We start from the raw sequence: 14,334 nt of genomic DNA on the forward strand, positions 1-14,334 counted from the left end.
CTTCAACCTGAAATCAGAAAACGCGCACCAACCACCACCAGTAGCAGCGCGAACAGGCGCTTGAGCCAGCGCTCATCCAACCGGTGTGCCAGCAGTGCACCAACACGGGCGAAAGGAACACTCATCAGTGCAATTCCCACCAGGCCCGGCAGAAACACAAAACCGATGCTGTATTCCGGAAGCCCCTCCCGGCCCCAACCCACGACCATATTGGCCAGCGCCCCGGAAACCGCAATAGGAAGGCCGCAGGCCGCCGACGTCCCTACGGCATGCTGAATGCGCACACCGATCCACGTCAGGTAGGGAACAGTCAGGGTCCCACCTCCGATGCCCACTAAGGCCGAAAGCCAGCCGATGCCGCCTCCCACGCCGCCAAATTCGGTTTTGGCGGGGTCGCGCTCTGAGGCCCTGGGGGACCAACCGGTGACCATCTTCACGGCCACAAGAAGAACAAAAACACCGATGATGCGTTGCAGCATGTCCCCACTGAGCATCCCGGCCGTCACCGCACCCAGCGCCGCACCCAGCAATATACCAGCTGCCATGGGCCGGAACAGATCCCACCGGACCGCGCCCTTGCCATGGTGGGTCCGGATCGAGCTCATAGAAGTGAATACGACCGTAGCCAGCGACGTACCCACTGCAAGATGGGCCGTAATGCCCTCGCTCATGCCCTGCCAGCCGAAGACAAACACCAGCGCCGGTACAATGATGAGACCCCCGCCGATCCCAAACAGACCTGCCAGCGTCCCGGCAACGGCCCCTAGTCCCAGATAGAAAGCCAGTGGTTCGAGGATGCCCATCCGATTGCCGTTCCGTTGTCCGAAGAAGGGCAGCATGGTATCAGGGGACGGTCATGGGTGACAGGTCGCACCACTTGGCGTGAGTGACGGGATCGGAGGGCGTGCTACAATTCGTCTGTCCACCGGGTAACAACGCCGGTAGTAACGGGAGTGGATGCATGAGTGACAGTGAACATGACAGCAGTAACAGCAACACCACTAATACCGCCAGTTTCGAGGCCAGCATCCAGGAACTGGAAACACTGGTTCGCAAACTGGAACAGGGCGACATGGCGCTGGAGGACTCGCTCAAGGCATTCGAGCGCGGCGTTCAGCTTACTCGCTCCTGCCAGCAGTCTCTGCGTGATGCGGAACAGCGCGTGGAACAGGTGATCGAGAACAGCCAGGGTGAGCTTGAAAGCCGCCCCTACCCGGAGGAAAGCTCCGAGGCATGACGGTCGACACTTTTCTCAACGACACCCGGCAACGCCTGGAAAGCGCCCTTGAGCGCACGCTTCCGGGATCGGACAGCGAGCCCAACCGCCTCCATCAGGCCATGCGCCATGCCGTACTCGGTGGCGGTAAACGGTTGCGTCCCGCTCTGGTACTGGCGGCCTGCCGCTGTGGTGGTGGATCTGAAGAACAGGCCCTGCCCGCCGCAATCGCAGTGGAACTCGTCCACGCCTACTCCCTGGTGCACGACGACCTGCCGGCCATGGATGATGACGAGTTGCGTCGCGGTCAGCCTACCTGTCATGTGGCCTTTGACGAGGCCACCGCCATCCTGGCGGGCGACGCCCTGCAGACACTGGCTTTCGGTACACTTTCCGGGATCAGCCAGCCGCCAGCGACCGTGGTGACCATGGTCAGGGAACTGTCCTATGCGACTGGGCACAAAGGCATGGCTGGAGGACAGGCACTGGACCTGGACGCTACCGGCGCCCACCCCTCCATCGAGGCGCTGGAAACTCTGCACCGGCGCAAAACCGGTGCCCTCATAGAAGCCTCACTGGTTCTGGGCGCTCTGTGCGCGGATGGTGATGAGCGTTTTCTAGGTGCCCTGCGCGCTTTCGGCCGCAGCATCGGGCTTGCCTTTCAGATTCAGGATGACATTCTGGACGTGGAAGGCAACTCCGCCGAGACCGGCAAGCCCCAGGGGTCTGACACAGCGGCGGACAAGGCCACCTACACGGCCCTGCTGGGCCTGGAAGGCGCCCGCAAACGCCTGGACGGCTTCCATCACGATGCGCTTGACCAGCTCGCACCTATCCCAGGCGACACCTCACTGCTCGCCGCACTCGCCACTTTCATCATCGAACGCAATCACTGACGCCACGCTGTTGTCACCGCCTCGGCGGTGCACTTATTGTACTGTAAAACGCGGGACTGATCTTCCGCGCCGTTTTCACTATAATACGGGATCATCGTCAGGAATCACCAAGGCAGCAAGGCCCGGATGCAGGACAACACCGTTTTCAACAGCATACCCACGCAGCGCCCGGAGACGCCCCTGCTGGACCGCATTAACACACCGGAGCAGCTGCGCACGCTCAGCCGTGAGCAACTGGTGCCCCTGGCGCGCGAATTACGCGCCTTTCTCCTGTGGTCCGTGGGTCAGTCCGGCGGGCACTTCGGGGCTGGCCTGGGCGTAGTCGAACTGACTCTGGCCCTGCACTATGCCTTTGAAACCCCCGAAGATCGGCTGGTCTGGGATGTGGGCCACCAGGCCTACCCGCACAAGATTCTGACCGGGCGCCGCGAACAGCTGCGGACCATCCGCAAGAAAGACGGCCTGGCCGCCTTCCCCAACCGAGAAGAAAGCCCCTACGATCACTTCGGAGTGGGCCACTCCAGTACCTCCATCAGTTCTGCCCTGGGGATGGCCCTGGCCGCTCGCCAGCAGGGGCGCAACCGCAAGGGCATCGCGGTCATGGGCGACGGCGCCATGACCGCGGGCATGGCCTTTGAGGCCCTGACCCATGCTGCGGATGTGCGTGCCAACCTGCTGGTGGTGCTCAACGACAATGAAATGTCCATTTCGCACAACGTGGGCGGGCTCTCCAACTACTTTGGGCGTCTCCTGGCAAGCCGGACCTACAACCAGGTCCGCGACAGCAGTAAGCGAGCACTGGCCAACACCCCCGGACTCAAGGCCCTCGTGCGCCGCACTGAGGAGCACTTCAAGGGCATGCTGGCTCCGGGCACCCTGTTCGAGGAGATGGGCTTCAACTACATCGGCCCCATCGACGGCCACGACCTACCCCTGCTGCTGGAAACCCTTGATACCATCAGCCACCTTGAAGGGCCCCAGTTCCTTCATGTGGTTACGACCAAGGGTAAGGGTTTCGGCCCTGCTGAGTCCGATCCCGTGGGCTATCACGCCATCAACAAGATCGAACCGGCACCGCCCGTTCAGCCGGCGGATGCTCCCAAGAAGCCCAAGTACTCGAACATCTTCGGCCAGTGGCTGTGCGACATAGCCGAGCAGGATAACCGGGTCATGGGCATCACCCCCGCCATGCGCGAGGGCTCGGACCTGGTAGCCTTCTCCGAGCGCTTCCCGGAACGCTACTTTGATGTCGCCATTGCCGAGCAGCACGCAGTAACAATGGCCGCCGGTATGGCGTGCGACGGCGCCAAGCCGGTGGTCGCCATCTATTCCACTTTCCTTCAGCGGGCCTATGACCAGCTGATCCACGATGTGGCTCTACAGAACCTGGACGTGCTCTTCGCTCTGGACCGTGCCGGCCAGGTGGGCGAGGACGGCCCGACGCACGCCGGCGCCTTCGACCTGACCTACCTGCGCTGCGTGCCCAACATGGTGGTGATGGCGCCCTCGGACGAGAACGAGACCCGGCACCTGCTCTACACCGGCTGGTGCCATGCAGGGCCGGCTGCCGTTCGCTACCCCAGGGGCACCGGCCCGGGCGCGGCTGTGGATGAACACATGGAAGCGTTGCCGCTTGGGCGCGGAATTGTGCGACGCCAAGGTAACCGGGTCGCCATTCTGGCCTTTGGCGCCATGGTCACCCCTGCTCTGGAGGTTGCGGAATCACTGAATGCCACAGTGGCGGATATGCGCTTTGTGAAACCGCTGGACACGGCGCTGGTGGAGGATCTGGCGACCAGCCACGACCTTCTGGTGACCATCGAGGAAAACATGGTGGCCGGTGGCGCCGGTAGCGGCGTTTCGGAACACCTGCATGCCGCCGCGGTTGGCGTGGACCTGCTTCAGTTGGGTCTACCGGACCGTTTTATCGACCACGGCAAGCCGGCGGAGCAGCTGGCAGACGCCGGGCTGGATGCAGACACCATCCACAACGCCATAAGCCAGCGTCTTTCCCGGGGCAGCGACAGCGGCCTCGCCGTCGCCCAGACCTGATCCCTCAACCTCCCGAGGGCGGCGGGTCGTCGTCCTGGTGGGTATGGAACCAGTGGCCCATGCGGGAACGCTTGGTGTCCAGATAGGTTTCATTGTGCGGGTTGCGACCCACTTCCAGGGCGACGCGCTCAACCACATCCACCCCCAGTTCCCGAAGCGCATCCACTTTAACCGGATTATTGGTCATCAGCCGCAGCTGGCGGATACCGAGGTGCTCAAGCATATCCAGGCACATGCTGTAATCCCGCAGATCCGCGGCAAAGCCGAGACGTTCGTTAGCCTCCACCGTATCAGCTCCCTCGTCCTGAAGCCGGTAGGCCCGGATCTTGTTCAAAAGCCCGATGCCCCGCCCCTCCTGACGCAGGTAGAGCAGCACCCCACGCCCTTCAATGGCAATACTGCGCAGGGCCTCCTCGAGCTGGTAACCGCAGTCGCAACGCATGCTGTAAAGGGCGTCGCCGGTCAGGCACTCAGAGTGGGTCCGCCCAAGCACCGGGCGCCCGTCAGCCACATCACCGAGACTGAGCACCACATGCTCCTGGCCGGTTTCGATTTCCGCAAACCCATGCATATCGAACACACCGAAAGGCGTGGGAAGGCGACAGCTCTCGATGAATCGGACGACCACGGGCGATCCTCTCAGGGTAGTAAAGGGCTAATATTCTAACAGAAGCCAGAGTCGCGCTGAACGGGTCAGCCACCCGCTTCTAACGGTGCCTGCCAGTGACCGGATTGGCCGCCCTGTTTCTCCAGCAACCGGATGTTGTCCATGACCATACCCCGATCCACCGCCTTACACATGTCATAGAGGGTGAGCGCCGCTACGGAAACCGCGGTCAGCGCCTCCATTTCCACGCCTGTGGTGGCATTCAGCCGGCATCGGCTTTCAATATCGATACCATCGCGATTCTCCCTGGCGGTGAGCCAGAGCTTGACCGAGCTCAGGTTGAGCGCATGGCAGAGCGGAATCAGCTCATGGGTCCGCTTGGCCGCCATGATGCCGGCAATCCTGGCGGTGGCGAGCACATCCCCTTTGGGGTGTTCGTCCGCAAGAATCATGTCCAGGGTTTCCGGTTGCATACGGATCGTGCCCCCGGCACGCGCCTCGCGCTGGGTCACTGCCTTGTTACCGACGTCGACCATGTTGGCCGCTCCGGTTCCATCCACGTGACTGAGACCGCTCATCATTCCTCCTTCAATGCCACCAGAAGCCAATACCGGCCACTCCACATCCGCCATGTCGACGGCTCATCATCACATCATCGCTACCAACCCCGCCCAGTGCGTAGACCGGAAGATCCATTGCTGTGACCAGCCTTTCAAAGCCATCCCACCCCATCGGCAAGCGCTCCGGGTGACTGGGTGTGGACTTTACCGGTGAAAGCAGTGCGTAATCAGCGCCCAGCGCCTGCGCGTGCTCCAGCCCAGCAAGATCGTGGCAGGATACACCCAGGCGGTACGCATTACTGATGGGTCGTTCAATCAACTGATTGGCCTGCCGCCAAGGCAGATGCAGACCACCCGCACCGGAAAGAGATGCCAGACGCTGTGGCGCGCCGTGAAGCAGCAAACGGCAACCTGCCTCTCGGGCCACGGACAGGCATTCGCCAGCCAGAGCCCCGTAGGCATCGTCGTCAATGTCCGGGCAGCGCAGCAGGCACTGGCTGCCACCCCAGCCCTGCAGACGGTTCGCGAGCCTTTCAGGCGTTATATCACCGCCCGTGATCAGCGTCCGCGCCGGCAGCTGCAGCACCTGTATCATGCGACGGTTGGCAGCCGGGAATGCGGCCGGATCCAGACCAGCCACCGCCAGCCACATCAGGGGCTGATTTTCTCGCCCCTGAGGCGCCTCTGAAAAACGTACGGTGCGGTAGAGATCCAGCTGAACCCGGCGGTCGCCGTAATCGTGAATCAAGCGCAGCTCGAAATCCAGATCGTTTTCCCTCACCCGCAGCCCGACTTCTTCGTAAAGCTCACGAGCAAGCGCCGTGGTAGCGGGCTCCCCAGCTTCAACCTTACCGCCGGGAAACTCCAGAAGCCCCCCCTGATGCTGCTCCGGATGCCGGCGGGCCACCAATACCTCTTCGCGCCCACCAGCGTGACGACAGACCGCCGCAACAGCCACATGCACCGTTTTCACGGTCTCAGGTTCGGTATTCGGCGTTGATGGTGACATACTCATGGGAGAAATCGCAGGTCCAGACTCGTTCCAGCGCGCTGCCGCGCCCGAGGTCAATGCGGATAACCAGCTCCTCCTGATCCATCACGGCCTGGCCAGCGTCCTCGGTGTACTCCTGAGCCCGCCCGCCATGGCGAACAATGCAGACATCGTCCAGATGGATCGAAACGCCATCAAGGGCAAGATCCTCAATGCCGGCGCGCCCAACGGCCGCCAGAATCCGCCCCCAGTTGGGATCCCCCGCGTAGAGTGCCGTCTTCACAAGCGGGGATTCGGCCACGGTAAAGGCCACGCGGCAGGCTTCATCGCCATCGGCGGCCCCTGCTACCTCAACAGTCACGAAGCGGGTAGCGCCTTCCGCATCCCGCACAATGGCATGGGACAGTTCCAGAAAAACGGATGCCAGCGCCTGATACAGCGCCGGCACAAGCTGCCCAGACGCATCAAGCACATGAGCGGCGCTCTGGCCTGTGGATGCCAGAACGCAGGCGTCATTGGTGGAGGTATCCCCATCAATCGTGATGCGATTGAAGCTGGACTCCGCCAGCTCGCGGACCAATGGATTAAGGACGTCCGCTGGAATAGCGGCATCCGTGGTCACAAAGGCGAGCATGGTGGCCATGTTCGGGCGGATCATGCCGGCACCCTTGCTGATGCCGGATATATGTACCGGTTCGCCGTTGATCATCACACGACGGGTTGCGCCTTTCGGCACAGTATCAGTGGTCATTATGGCGGGGGCAGCTTTTGCCCAACCGTCGGCATCCAGATCCATTACAGTCTGAGGGATGGCCTCGAGCATACGGGCCAGCGGTAGCGGTTCCCCGATAACCCCGGTGGAAAACGGCAGAACCTGTTCCGCACCCACACCGGAAGCTTCTGCAACCGCGCGGCAGCAGGCACGGGCATCCGAAATACCCTGTTCCCCGGTACCGGCATTGGCATTGCCGGTGTTGATCAGCAGATAGCGGGGGCGACCCGCCGCCAGCGCCTGCTCAGCAATCAGAACAGGCGCGGCCCGGAACGCATTGCGAGTGAACACGGCGCCAGCGCTACTGCCCTCGGCCAGCTCCACCAGCACCAGATCATCACTGCCCCGCTTATTAATGGCCGCATCCGCCGTACCCAGCCGCACGCCGGGAACCGGATGAAATTCAGGAAGCGCTCCGGGATTGACCGCCATGGTGATTATTCCGCCTTACCGTGACAGTGCTTGTATTTCTTGCCGGAGCCGCAGTAGCAGGGCTCATTCCGGCCGATCTTGCGGTTATCACGCACGAACGGCTGCTGCCCCACGCCCGCGCTGTCTTCATCGCCGCCATTCTCGCCTTCGCCCTGCGAACTGTCATCCGCACGCTCAGCCGCCTGACCGGTGGCTTCGTCATGGCGCGCCTGAGCCCGCGCAAGTTCCTGCTGAAGCTCTTCACGGCGCCGGCGCTCCATCTCATCCAGTTCTTCCTGGCGCTGCACACGCACCCGCGAGATCACCCGCACCACGTCAAACTTGACCGACTCCAGCATATTCTGGAAGAGGTTGAACGCCTCGCGCTTGTACTCCTGCTTGGGATTACGCTGCGCGTAGCCACGTAAATGAATACCCCGGCGGAGATGGTCCATGTTCGCCAGATGTTCCTTCCAGAGGGTATCCAGCGCCTGAAGGAAAACCTGTTTCTCGAACCGGCGCATGGTCTCAGCCCCGACAACGTCCTCTTTCTCCTGATACACCCGGATGTGCTCGTCGAGGATACGCTGACGCAGTTTCTCCTCGTACATGCCCTCTTCTTCAAGCCACTCACGCACCGGCAACTGCAGGCCCAACTCGCTCTCAAGCTTCTGTTCCAGACCGGGGATATCCCATTGTTCCGGCATGCTCTGGGGCGGAATGTGCTGGCTGATCACCGAGTCAACCACATCCTCGCGGACCTGCTGGATAAGCTCCGAGATATCCTCGGACTCCATCACCTCGTTGCGCTGCTCATACACAACGCTACGCTGATCGTTAGCTACATCATCGTATTCAAGCAGCTGCTTGCGCACATCGAAGTTACGGCCCTCAACCTTGCGTTGGGCTTTTTCAATGGAATTGGTCACCATGCGGTGCTCAATGGCCTCGCCCTTCTGCATGCCCAGCGCCTGCATCAGGTTCTTGACACGATCCGGTGCGAAAATACGCATCAGATCGTCTTCCAGAGAAAGGAAGAAGCGCGACGAGCCAGGATCACCCTGGCGCCCAGAACGCCCACGGAGCTGGTTGTCAATCCGGCGGGATTCATGGCGCTCGGTGCCGATGATATGCAGACCACCCGCCTCGACCACGGCATCATGACGGCTCTGCCAGTCCTGCTTAACCGCCTCGATGTCGGCCTCGGAGGCGTCTTCGCCCATTTGCGCCAGTTCCGCATCCAGATTTCCGCCCAGCACAATGTCAGTGCCACGTCCGGCCATATTGGTCGCAATGGTCACGGTTTCGGGCTGCCCGGCCTGAGCGATGACATTAGCTTCTTTCTCATGCTGCTTGGCGTTGAGAACGTTGTGGGGGATACCCGCCTCATTCAGTAGCCGTGACATCACCTCGGAGGTATCGATGGAGGCCGTACCTACAAGAACCGGCCGACCGGAAGACACCTCATCGCGGATCTCATCAATGATCGCCTGGTACTTTTCCTCTTTGGTAAGGTAAATCAGATCGTTGTAGTCAGTACGGTTGACCGGCTTGTTTGTGGGGATACAGACCACATCCAGACCGTAGATCTGATTGAACTCAAACGCCTCGGTATCCGCCGTGCCGGTCATCCCGGCCAGCTTGTCATAGAGGCGAAAGAAGTTCTGGAAGGTGGTGGAAGCCAGGGTCTGGCTCTCAGCCTTGACTTCGACACCCTCTTTAGCTTCCACGGCCTGATGCAGCCCCTCACTCCAGCGCCGGCCAGGCATAGTACGACCGGTGTGTTCATCCACAATGACCACCTGGCCTTCGTTGACAATGTAGTCAACGTTACGATGGAACAGGTGGTGGGCCCTCAGTCCGGAGTGGATGTGATGCAGCAGGCTCAGGTTTGCCGCGGAGTAAAGGCTGGAGTCCTCCTCCAGCAGGCCAGCTTCGCGCAGCAGGGCCTCAACTCTTTCATGGCCCTTTTCCGTTAATTCGACGGAACGGGATTTCTCATCAATGGTGAAGTCGCCGTCCGGCTCTTCATTCTCTGAATCCGCATCCTCAGAGGATTTCTCCAGATGGGGGACCAGCTCGTTCACCTTGCGATAGATGTCAGTGTCACTCTCCGCCGCCCCGGAAATGATCAGTGGTGTACGCGCCTCATCGATAAGAATGGAGTCCACTTCGTCAACAATGGCGTAATGGAGTTCGCGCTGAACCTTGTCCTCCAGACTGAACGCCATGTTGTCGCGCAGATAATCGAAACCAAACTCATTGTTGGTGCCGTAGATCACATCACAGGCATAGGCCGCGCGCTTGTCCTCGGTGGACTGCCCGGACATGATCACGCCCACACTCAGCCCCAGGAAATTGTACAGATGACTCATCCAATCGGCATCGCGCCGTGCCAGATAGTCATTCACAGTAACCAGATGGACGCCCTTGCCAGTTAGCGCGTTCAGGTAGATTGCGAGGGTGGCAACCAGCGTCTTGCCTTCGCCGGTCCGCATCTCTGAAATACGGCCTTCGTGAAGGGTGATCCCCCCGATAAGCTGGACGTCGAAATGGCGTAGACCGAGCGTCCGGTCACTGGCCTCGCGCACCACCGCGAACGCTTCCGGCAGCAGATCTTCCAGCTGCGTGCCATTATCAACTTTTTCCCGGAATTCATCGGTCTTGGCTTTCAGTGCTTCATCCGAGAGCGCTCCGACGCTCTCACTGAACTGGTTGATCCGGTCAACCTGCTTCTGCATGCGTTTAATTTCACGAGCGTTCTTGCTTCCGAAAAGTCGGGTGGCCAGCTGTGAGAACATAATCCTGATTCGTTTCCCTAAAAGCCCTGCCTGGACGGGCGCCGCGATGAGGACAGGGCGGAACAGTTGGAGACGGCGCTGTCGAATACAATAAGGCAATGCATTCTAACGCCAATCAACTAAAAGGGAAAAGCGGCGGCCGAGAGGGACTCGGCTCAGGTCACATGAAATCGGTTGGATTCTTGCGCGTACCGTCCTTGACTACCTCAAAATGCACATGAGGCCCGGTGGAGCGACCGGTTGACCCCATGGCCGCTATCTTCTGGCCTTTTTCGACAACATCGCCCTTCTCGACCAGGAGCTTCTTGGCATGAGCATAACGGGTTTGATAACCATCGCCGTGGTCAATCTCAACGATGTATCCATAGCCGCCTTTTTTGCGCGCCTTGGTTACAATGCCAGCGCCCACGGAGATGACATCCCCGCCTTCACGACCAGCAATATCCACTCCGGTGTGCCAAGCCCGGCGCCCGCTGAAGGGGTCAGTACGATAACCATAGGGTGATGATGTCCACCCCCAGGTCACTGGCCGGCCATCGACTTCGCGCTGACTCTTGAGTTCGCGGTTGGCAATGAGTCGATCAAGCAGGGTCAGCTGCTTTTCGCGCGAACTAAGGCGTTTCTCAAGCGCACTGATCTGGCGTTCAAGGGCGCCCGTTGTCTGGTTCTCACCCGCGCCTTCGGATTCAGGCCCCCCCATGGCCGGACGGGATTCAAAGTCAAACTCTTCTCCGGAGAGTTCCGCAGAGGCCATGAGATTCTGGCCCAGAGCGTCCACCCGCAGCGCCCGCGCCTGAAGTTCACCCACGCGCCGGGTCAGTACCGAGATTTCGTTTTCAGCTTTGGCTTCAATCCGCGCCAGTTCCGAGCGGGCGTCATTCAGCCGCTGCTGCCAGCGCTCAACCATATGGCTCTTCTCAGTTCCACCAGCGGCTCCCGAGTGAATCGCCAGCTGGTACCCCCCCCAGCCAGCACCAGCCATCAATAGTGCCAGGCTGGCACCGGCTGCAAACAGCGCATTGCGCCCCGGGGAAAACACCCGGGCTTTGCCGTGATGGCGGCCTACGAAAAGTATGTTCATGGGTTTCCCCGAACTCCGTCTATGCAACCTCTGTGTTCTGGATGCCTGTGGCATCCGGTACGTCGGTTGATCCTAGTATTGATGCCGAGCATACTTAACTGATCAGTGTAACGGAATCTTAACTGTGAGACAGATCACGGGCAGAATCCGTTACAATTTTAACGTCCTCCTGAATTGCAGATAGCCCATGCCCCGGGAAAACCGCCCCACTCATCCGCTCGACAGCAGCCCTGAAGGCCCGCTCAACCGGCTTTTAAGGCAGGCCGAACAGCACCGGCGTGTAGAAACGGCGATTCTGGAAGCTCTGCCAGGCAACCTCGCCGAGGCCTGCCGATTCGGCGGCTATGCCAACGGTGAACTCACCCTTCTGGTACCGGACAGTACACGCGCCAGCCAGGTCCGGTTCCAGCAGCGCGCCATTGTCCGCGACCTCAGGCAGCATGAACGATTCAGTCAGGTCTGGCGAGTCCGCGCCCGGGTTCAGCCATGGCATGACCCACGCCCGAGAACGATAAGAACACGGCCTGAAATGACAGCTGAGAATGCGGAACTTCTGAGGGAGGTGGCCGAAGAAACGGAGGACAGCGGCCTCAGTGGTATACTTAAACGACTGTCCTCACACGCCCATGATGGGCAATAGCCGGGTCAGCCTGTGGCAGCAGCCAGACCCGGCTTGAAATAGGAGATAGGGGCTTTGGCTTCGTCGTCAAAGGTTACAACCTCCCAAGCATCCTCTTCCGCTATGAGTTTGCGTAGAAGCTTGTTGTTCAGGTCGTGCCCCGACTTGGAGCCACGGAACTCACCGATCAGACTGTTTCCCATCAGATAGAGATCACCAATGGCATCGAGCATCTTGTGCCGGACGAACTCGTCGTCATAACGCAGGCCATCCTCATTGAGGATGCGGTAGTCATCCACCACGATGGCGTTGTCAACGCTGCCACCAAGCGCCAGGTTCATGGACCGGAGTGCCTCGATGTCACGCATAAAACCAAAAGTCCGAGCCCGGCTCACTTCCTTGACAAAAGAAGTGCTGGAAAAATCCACTGTCGCGGTCTGGTTGCGCCCTTCAAATACCGGGTGATTGAACTCAATGGTAAAGCTCACTTTGAACCCATCAAAGGGAGTGAAAGTGGCCCACTTGCCCTCTTCCTCGACGGTAATCGCCCGCTTGATGCGGGTGAATTTTTTGGGCGCTTCCTGCTCGGCAATGCCAGCGGACTGCAGCAGGAAGACAAAGGGCCCAGCGCTGCCGTCCATGATCGGCACTTCGGCTGCGCTCAGCTCGACGTAACAATTATCGAGGCCAAGCCCAGCCATGGCCGACATCAGGTGCTCCACCGTCGCAACGCGAACGCCTTCCTTAACCAGCGTGGTGGATAGCATGGTTTCGCCGACGTTTTCGGCTCTTGCCTGTACTTCCACAACTGGGTCCAAGTCCACGCGCCGGAATACAATCCCTGCATCGACAGGTGCCGGCTTCAGTGTCAGAAAGACCTTCTCGCCGGAATGGAGCCCGACACCGGTAGCTCTGATGGTGTTTTTCAGGGTGCGTTGTCTGATCATGATGTCATTGTTCCGTCATGGAAACGGCTTAAGCTGACGCCGCTAATTTGCGCGCACTATAACAGATGGCAACGCTGAGTGCCATTTACACAGCCTGTGGAAAACCGAAACATTGGCTGTAATGGCGCTCAATGTCCCGGGACTCCCGCCGCATCTCAGTCGGCCTGACGACGCAGGAACGCTGGGATATCCAGATACTCGGTGTTGGTATCCTTTTCCCCCTGACTGTCCTGATCCACCGCCGCATTACCCTCGCTGGCCACTGCGCGCCGCCGCAGCACGGCCGGACGATCCAGCTGGTTGTAGTCGGTCTTGCCGTCCACGCTGCGGGTGTTGTCGACCACTTTCTGGGGCGCATCCGCGTCAGCGTTGAGGCCGGTGGCAACAACGGTAACCTTCAGCTCGCTCTCCATTTCCGGGTCGATCACAGTACCCACCACAACGGTCGCGGACTCGGAGGCAAAATCACGCACGATATCGCCAACCTCACTGAACTCACCCAGATTCAGGTCCATACCAGCGGTGATATTAACCAGGATGCCACGTGCGCCCTGCAGATTGATGTCGTCCAGAAGCGGACTGCGAATAGCGCCTTCGGCGGCCTCGCGGGCACGCTCCTCGCCACTTGCACGGGCTGTGCCCATCATGGCATTACCCATCTCGGACATGACCGTTTTCACGTCCGCAAAGTCGACGTTGATCATGCCGTTACGGGTAATCAGATCGGCTATCCCCTGAACCGCACCCAGCAGCACGTCATTGGCGGAGGCAAAGGCGTCCAGCAGACTGGTTTCCTTACCCATGACCGTCAGAAGCTTCTCATTGGGGATCGTGATCAGCGAATCCACGGTATCCTCGAGAGCCTTCAGACCAGCGTCCGCCACCTTCATACGCTTGCCGCCCTCAAAGCCGAACGGCTTGGTGACCACCGCCACCGTCAGGATACCCATCTCGCGGGCAACTTCGGCCACGATAGGTGCCGCACCCGTGCCAGTGCCGCCGCCCATGCCCGCGGTAATGAACACCATGTCCGAGCCCTTCAGCGCCTCAGCGATGCGGTCCCGGTCCTCCATAGCGGACTGGCGACCGATTTCCGGGTTGGCACCGGCGCCCAGGCCTTTGGTTATATTGCCCCCCAGCTGGATGAGAGACTTACTGTCCAGATCCTTCAGCGCCTGGGCGTCGGTATTGGCGCAAAGAAACTCCACGCCCTCAATCTCGCTAGCAAGCATGTGGCGAACAGCATTGCCGCCACCACCACCGACGCCGACAACCTTGATCACTGCGCTCTGCTCTACGTTGTCTACCAGTTCAAACATTCCCCTTTCTCCTTCCTTTTATCCAGCGGCTCGTGCCGCTTTTATTGATACATGAATACCCG

The 14,334-nt window shown here is 60.1% G+C and carries 13 protein-coding genes; 4 read left to right on the forward strand and 9 right to left on the reverse strand.

Going from position 1 to position 14,334, the window contains the following annotated elements:
* Window positions 1–2: 2 nt before the first annotated feature.
* On the reverse strand, window positions 3–803 hold the full coding sequence (locus tag AAF659_RS13825; protein ID WP_349752365.1) for a sulfite exporter TauE/SafE family protein: 801 nt from the start codon (window positions 801–803) through the stop codon (window positions 3–5).
* A gap of 158 nt (window positions 804–961) precedes the next feature.
* On the opposite strand from AAF659_RS13825, the gene AAF659_RS13830 reads away from it, so the two are divergent.
* The 3 genes from AAF659_RS13830 (at window position 962) to dxs (ending at window position 4,164) form a co-directional block, all read left to right on the forward strand.
* Window positions 962–1,237, forward strand: coding sequence for an exodeoxyribonuclease VII small subunit (locus tag AAF659_RS13830; RefSeq protein ID WP_349752366.1), 276 nt, complete (start codon window positions 962–964; stop codon window positions 1,235–1,237).
* Window positions 1,234–2,112: a polyprenyl synthetase family protein gene (locus tag AAF659_RS13835; RefSeq protein ID WP_349752367.1), complete on the forward strand. Its 879-nt coding sequence runs from the start codon at window positions 1,234–1,236 to the stop codon at window positions 2,110–2,112. Before AAF659_RS13830 ends, AAF659_RS13835 begins: the two co-directional genes overlap by 4 nt.
* A gap of 126 nt (window positions 2,113–2,238) precedes the next feature.
* Window positions 2,239–4,164, forward strand: coding sequence for a 1-deoxy-D-xylulose-5-phosphate synthase (gene dxs, locus AAF659_RS13840; protein ID WP_349752368.1), 1,926 nt, complete (start codon window positions 2,239–2,241; stop codon window positions 4,162–4,164).
* A gap of 4 nt (window positions 4,165–4,168) precedes the next feature.
* Here the strand turns inward: dxs and ribA are convergent, their stop codons facing one another.
* From ribA to AAF659_RS13870, 6 genes are all read right to left on the reverse strand, one after another.
* Window positions 4,169–4,792 (reverse strand): GTP cyclohydrolase II, encoded by a 624-nt coding sequence (ribA, locus tag AAF659_RS13845; protein ID WP_349752369.1) that lies wholly within the window; start codon window positions 4,790–4,792, stop codon window positions 4,169–4,171.
* Window positions 4,793–4,857: 65 nt separating this feature from the next.
* Window positions 4,858–5,403 (reverse strand): cyclic pyranopterin monophosphate synthase MoaC, encoded by a 546-nt coding sequence (moaC, locus tag AAF659_RS13850; RefSeq protein WP_349752370.1) that lies wholly within the window; start codon window positions 5,401–5,403, stop codon window positions 4,858–4,860.
* On the reverse strand, window positions 5,360–6,346 hold the full coding sequence (locus tag AAF659_RS13855) for a Nudix family hydrolase (RefSeq protein WP_349752371.1): 987 nt from the start codon (window positions 6,344–6,346) through the stop codon (window positions 5,360–5,362). The genes moaC and AAF659_RS13855 overlap by 44 nt, the downstream gene beginning before the upstream one ends.
* A complete protein-coding gene (argJ, locus tag AAF659_RS13860; protein WP_349752372.1) occupies window positions 6,309–7,526 on the reverse strand; it encodes a bifunctional glutamate N-acetyltransferase/amino-acid acetyltransferase ArgJ in 1,218 nt (405 codons plus the stop codon). Before argJ ends, AAF659_RS13855 begins: the two co-directional genes overlap by 38 nt.
* Before the next feature lie 5 nt (window positions 7,527–7,531).
* Window positions 7,532–10,306, reverse strand: coding sequence for a preprotein translocase subunit SecA (gene secA, locus AAF659_RS13865; protein WP_349752373.1), 2,775 nt, complete (start codon window positions 10,304–10,306; stop codon window positions 7,532–7,534).
* A 160-nt stretch (window positions 10,307–10,466) separates the two neighbouring features.
* Window positions 10,467–11,387, reverse strand: coding sequence for a M23 family metallopeptidase (locus AAF659_RS13870; RefSeq protein WP_349752374.1), 921 nt, complete (start codon window positions 11,385–11,387; stop codon window positions 10,467–10,469).
* Window positions 11,388–11,574: 187 nt separating this feature from the next.
* Here AAF659_RS13870 and AAF659_RS13875 point away from each other — a divergent pair, with 187 nt between their 5' ends.
* Window positions 11,575–12,027, forward strand: coding sequence for a DciA family protein (locus AAF659_RS13875; protein ID WP_349752375.1), 453 nt, complete (start codon window positions 11,575–11,577; stop codon window positions 12,025–12,027).
* Window positions 12,028–12,032: 5 nt separating this feature from the next.
* Here AAF659_RS13875 and lpxC read toward each other — a convergent pair whose 3' ends face one another.
* Window positions 12,033–12,953: a UDP-3-O-acyl-N-acetylglucosamine deacetylase gene (gene lpxC / locus AAF659_RS13880; RefSeq protein WP_349752376.1), complete on the reverse strand. Its 921-nt coding sequence runs from the start codon at window positions 12,951–12,953 to the stop codon at window positions 12,033–12,035.
* A 155-nt stretch (window positions 12,954–13,108) separates the two neighbouring features.
* On the reverse strand, window positions 13,109–14,272 hold the full coding sequence (gene ftsZ, locus AAF659_RS13885; protein ID WP_349752377.1) for a cell division protein FtsZ: 1,164 nt from the start codon (window positions 14,270–14,272) through the stop codon (window positions 13,109–13,111).
* Window positions 14,273–14,334: the final 62 nt, after the last annotated feature.

The organism is Salicola sp. Rm-C-2C1-2, assembly GCF_040196175.1.
In the GTDB taxonomy this organism is placed as follows: domain Bacteria; phylum Pseudomonadota; class Gammaproteobacteria; order Pseudomonadales; family Oleiphilaceae; genus Halospina.

Excerpts from the sequence above, each read along its gene's own strand:
- AAF659_RS13825 (WP_349752365.1), bottom strand. The coding sequence starts at position 803 with ATGGGCATCCTCGAACCACTGGCTTTCTATCTGGGACTAGGGGCCGTT.
- AAF659_RS13830 (WP_349752366.1), top strand. The coding sequence starts at position 962 with ATGAGTGACAGTGAACATGACAGCAGTAACAGCAACACCACTAATACC.
- AAF659_RS13835 (WP_349752367.1), top strand. The coding sequence starts at position 1,234 with ATGACGGTCGACACTTTTCTCAACGACACCCGGCAACGCCTGGAAAGC.
- dxs (WP_349752368.1), top strand. The coding sequence starts at position 2,239 with ATGCAGGACAACACCGTTTTCAACAGCATACCCACGCAGCGCCCGGAG.
- moaC (WP_349752370.1), bottom strand. The coding sequence starts at position 5,403 with ATGGCGGATGTGGAGTGGCCGGTATTGGCTTCTGGTGGCATTGAAGGA.
- AAF659_RS13855 (WP_349752371.1), bottom strand. The coding sequence starts at position 6,346 with ATGAGTATGTCACCATCAACGCCGAATACCGAACCTGAGACCGTGAAA.
- argJ (WP_349752372.1), bottom strand. The coding sequence starts at position 7,526 with ATGGCGGTCAATCCCGGAGCGCTTCCTGAATTTCATCCGGTTCCCGGC.
- secA (WP_349752373.1), bottom strand. The coding sequence starts at position 10,306 with ATGTTCTCACAGCTGGCCACCCGACTTTTCGGAAGCAAGAACGCTCGT.
- AAF659_RS13870 (WP_349752374.1), bottom strand. The coding sequence starts at position 11,387 with ATGAACATACTTTTCGTAGGCCGCCATCACGGCAAAGCCCGGGTGTTT.
- AAF659_RS13875 (WP_349752375.1), top strand. The coding sequence starts at position 11,575 with ATGCCCCGGGAAAACCGCCCCACTCATCCGCTCGACAGCAGCCCTGAA.
- lpxC (WP_349752376.1), bottom strand. The coding sequence starts at position 12,953 with ATGATCAGACAACGCACCCTGAAAAACACCATCAGAGCTACCGGTGTC.
- ftsZ (WP_349752377.1), bottom strand. The coding sequence starts at position 14,272 with ATGTTTGAACTGGTAGACAACGTAGAGCAGAGCGCAGTGATCAAGGTT.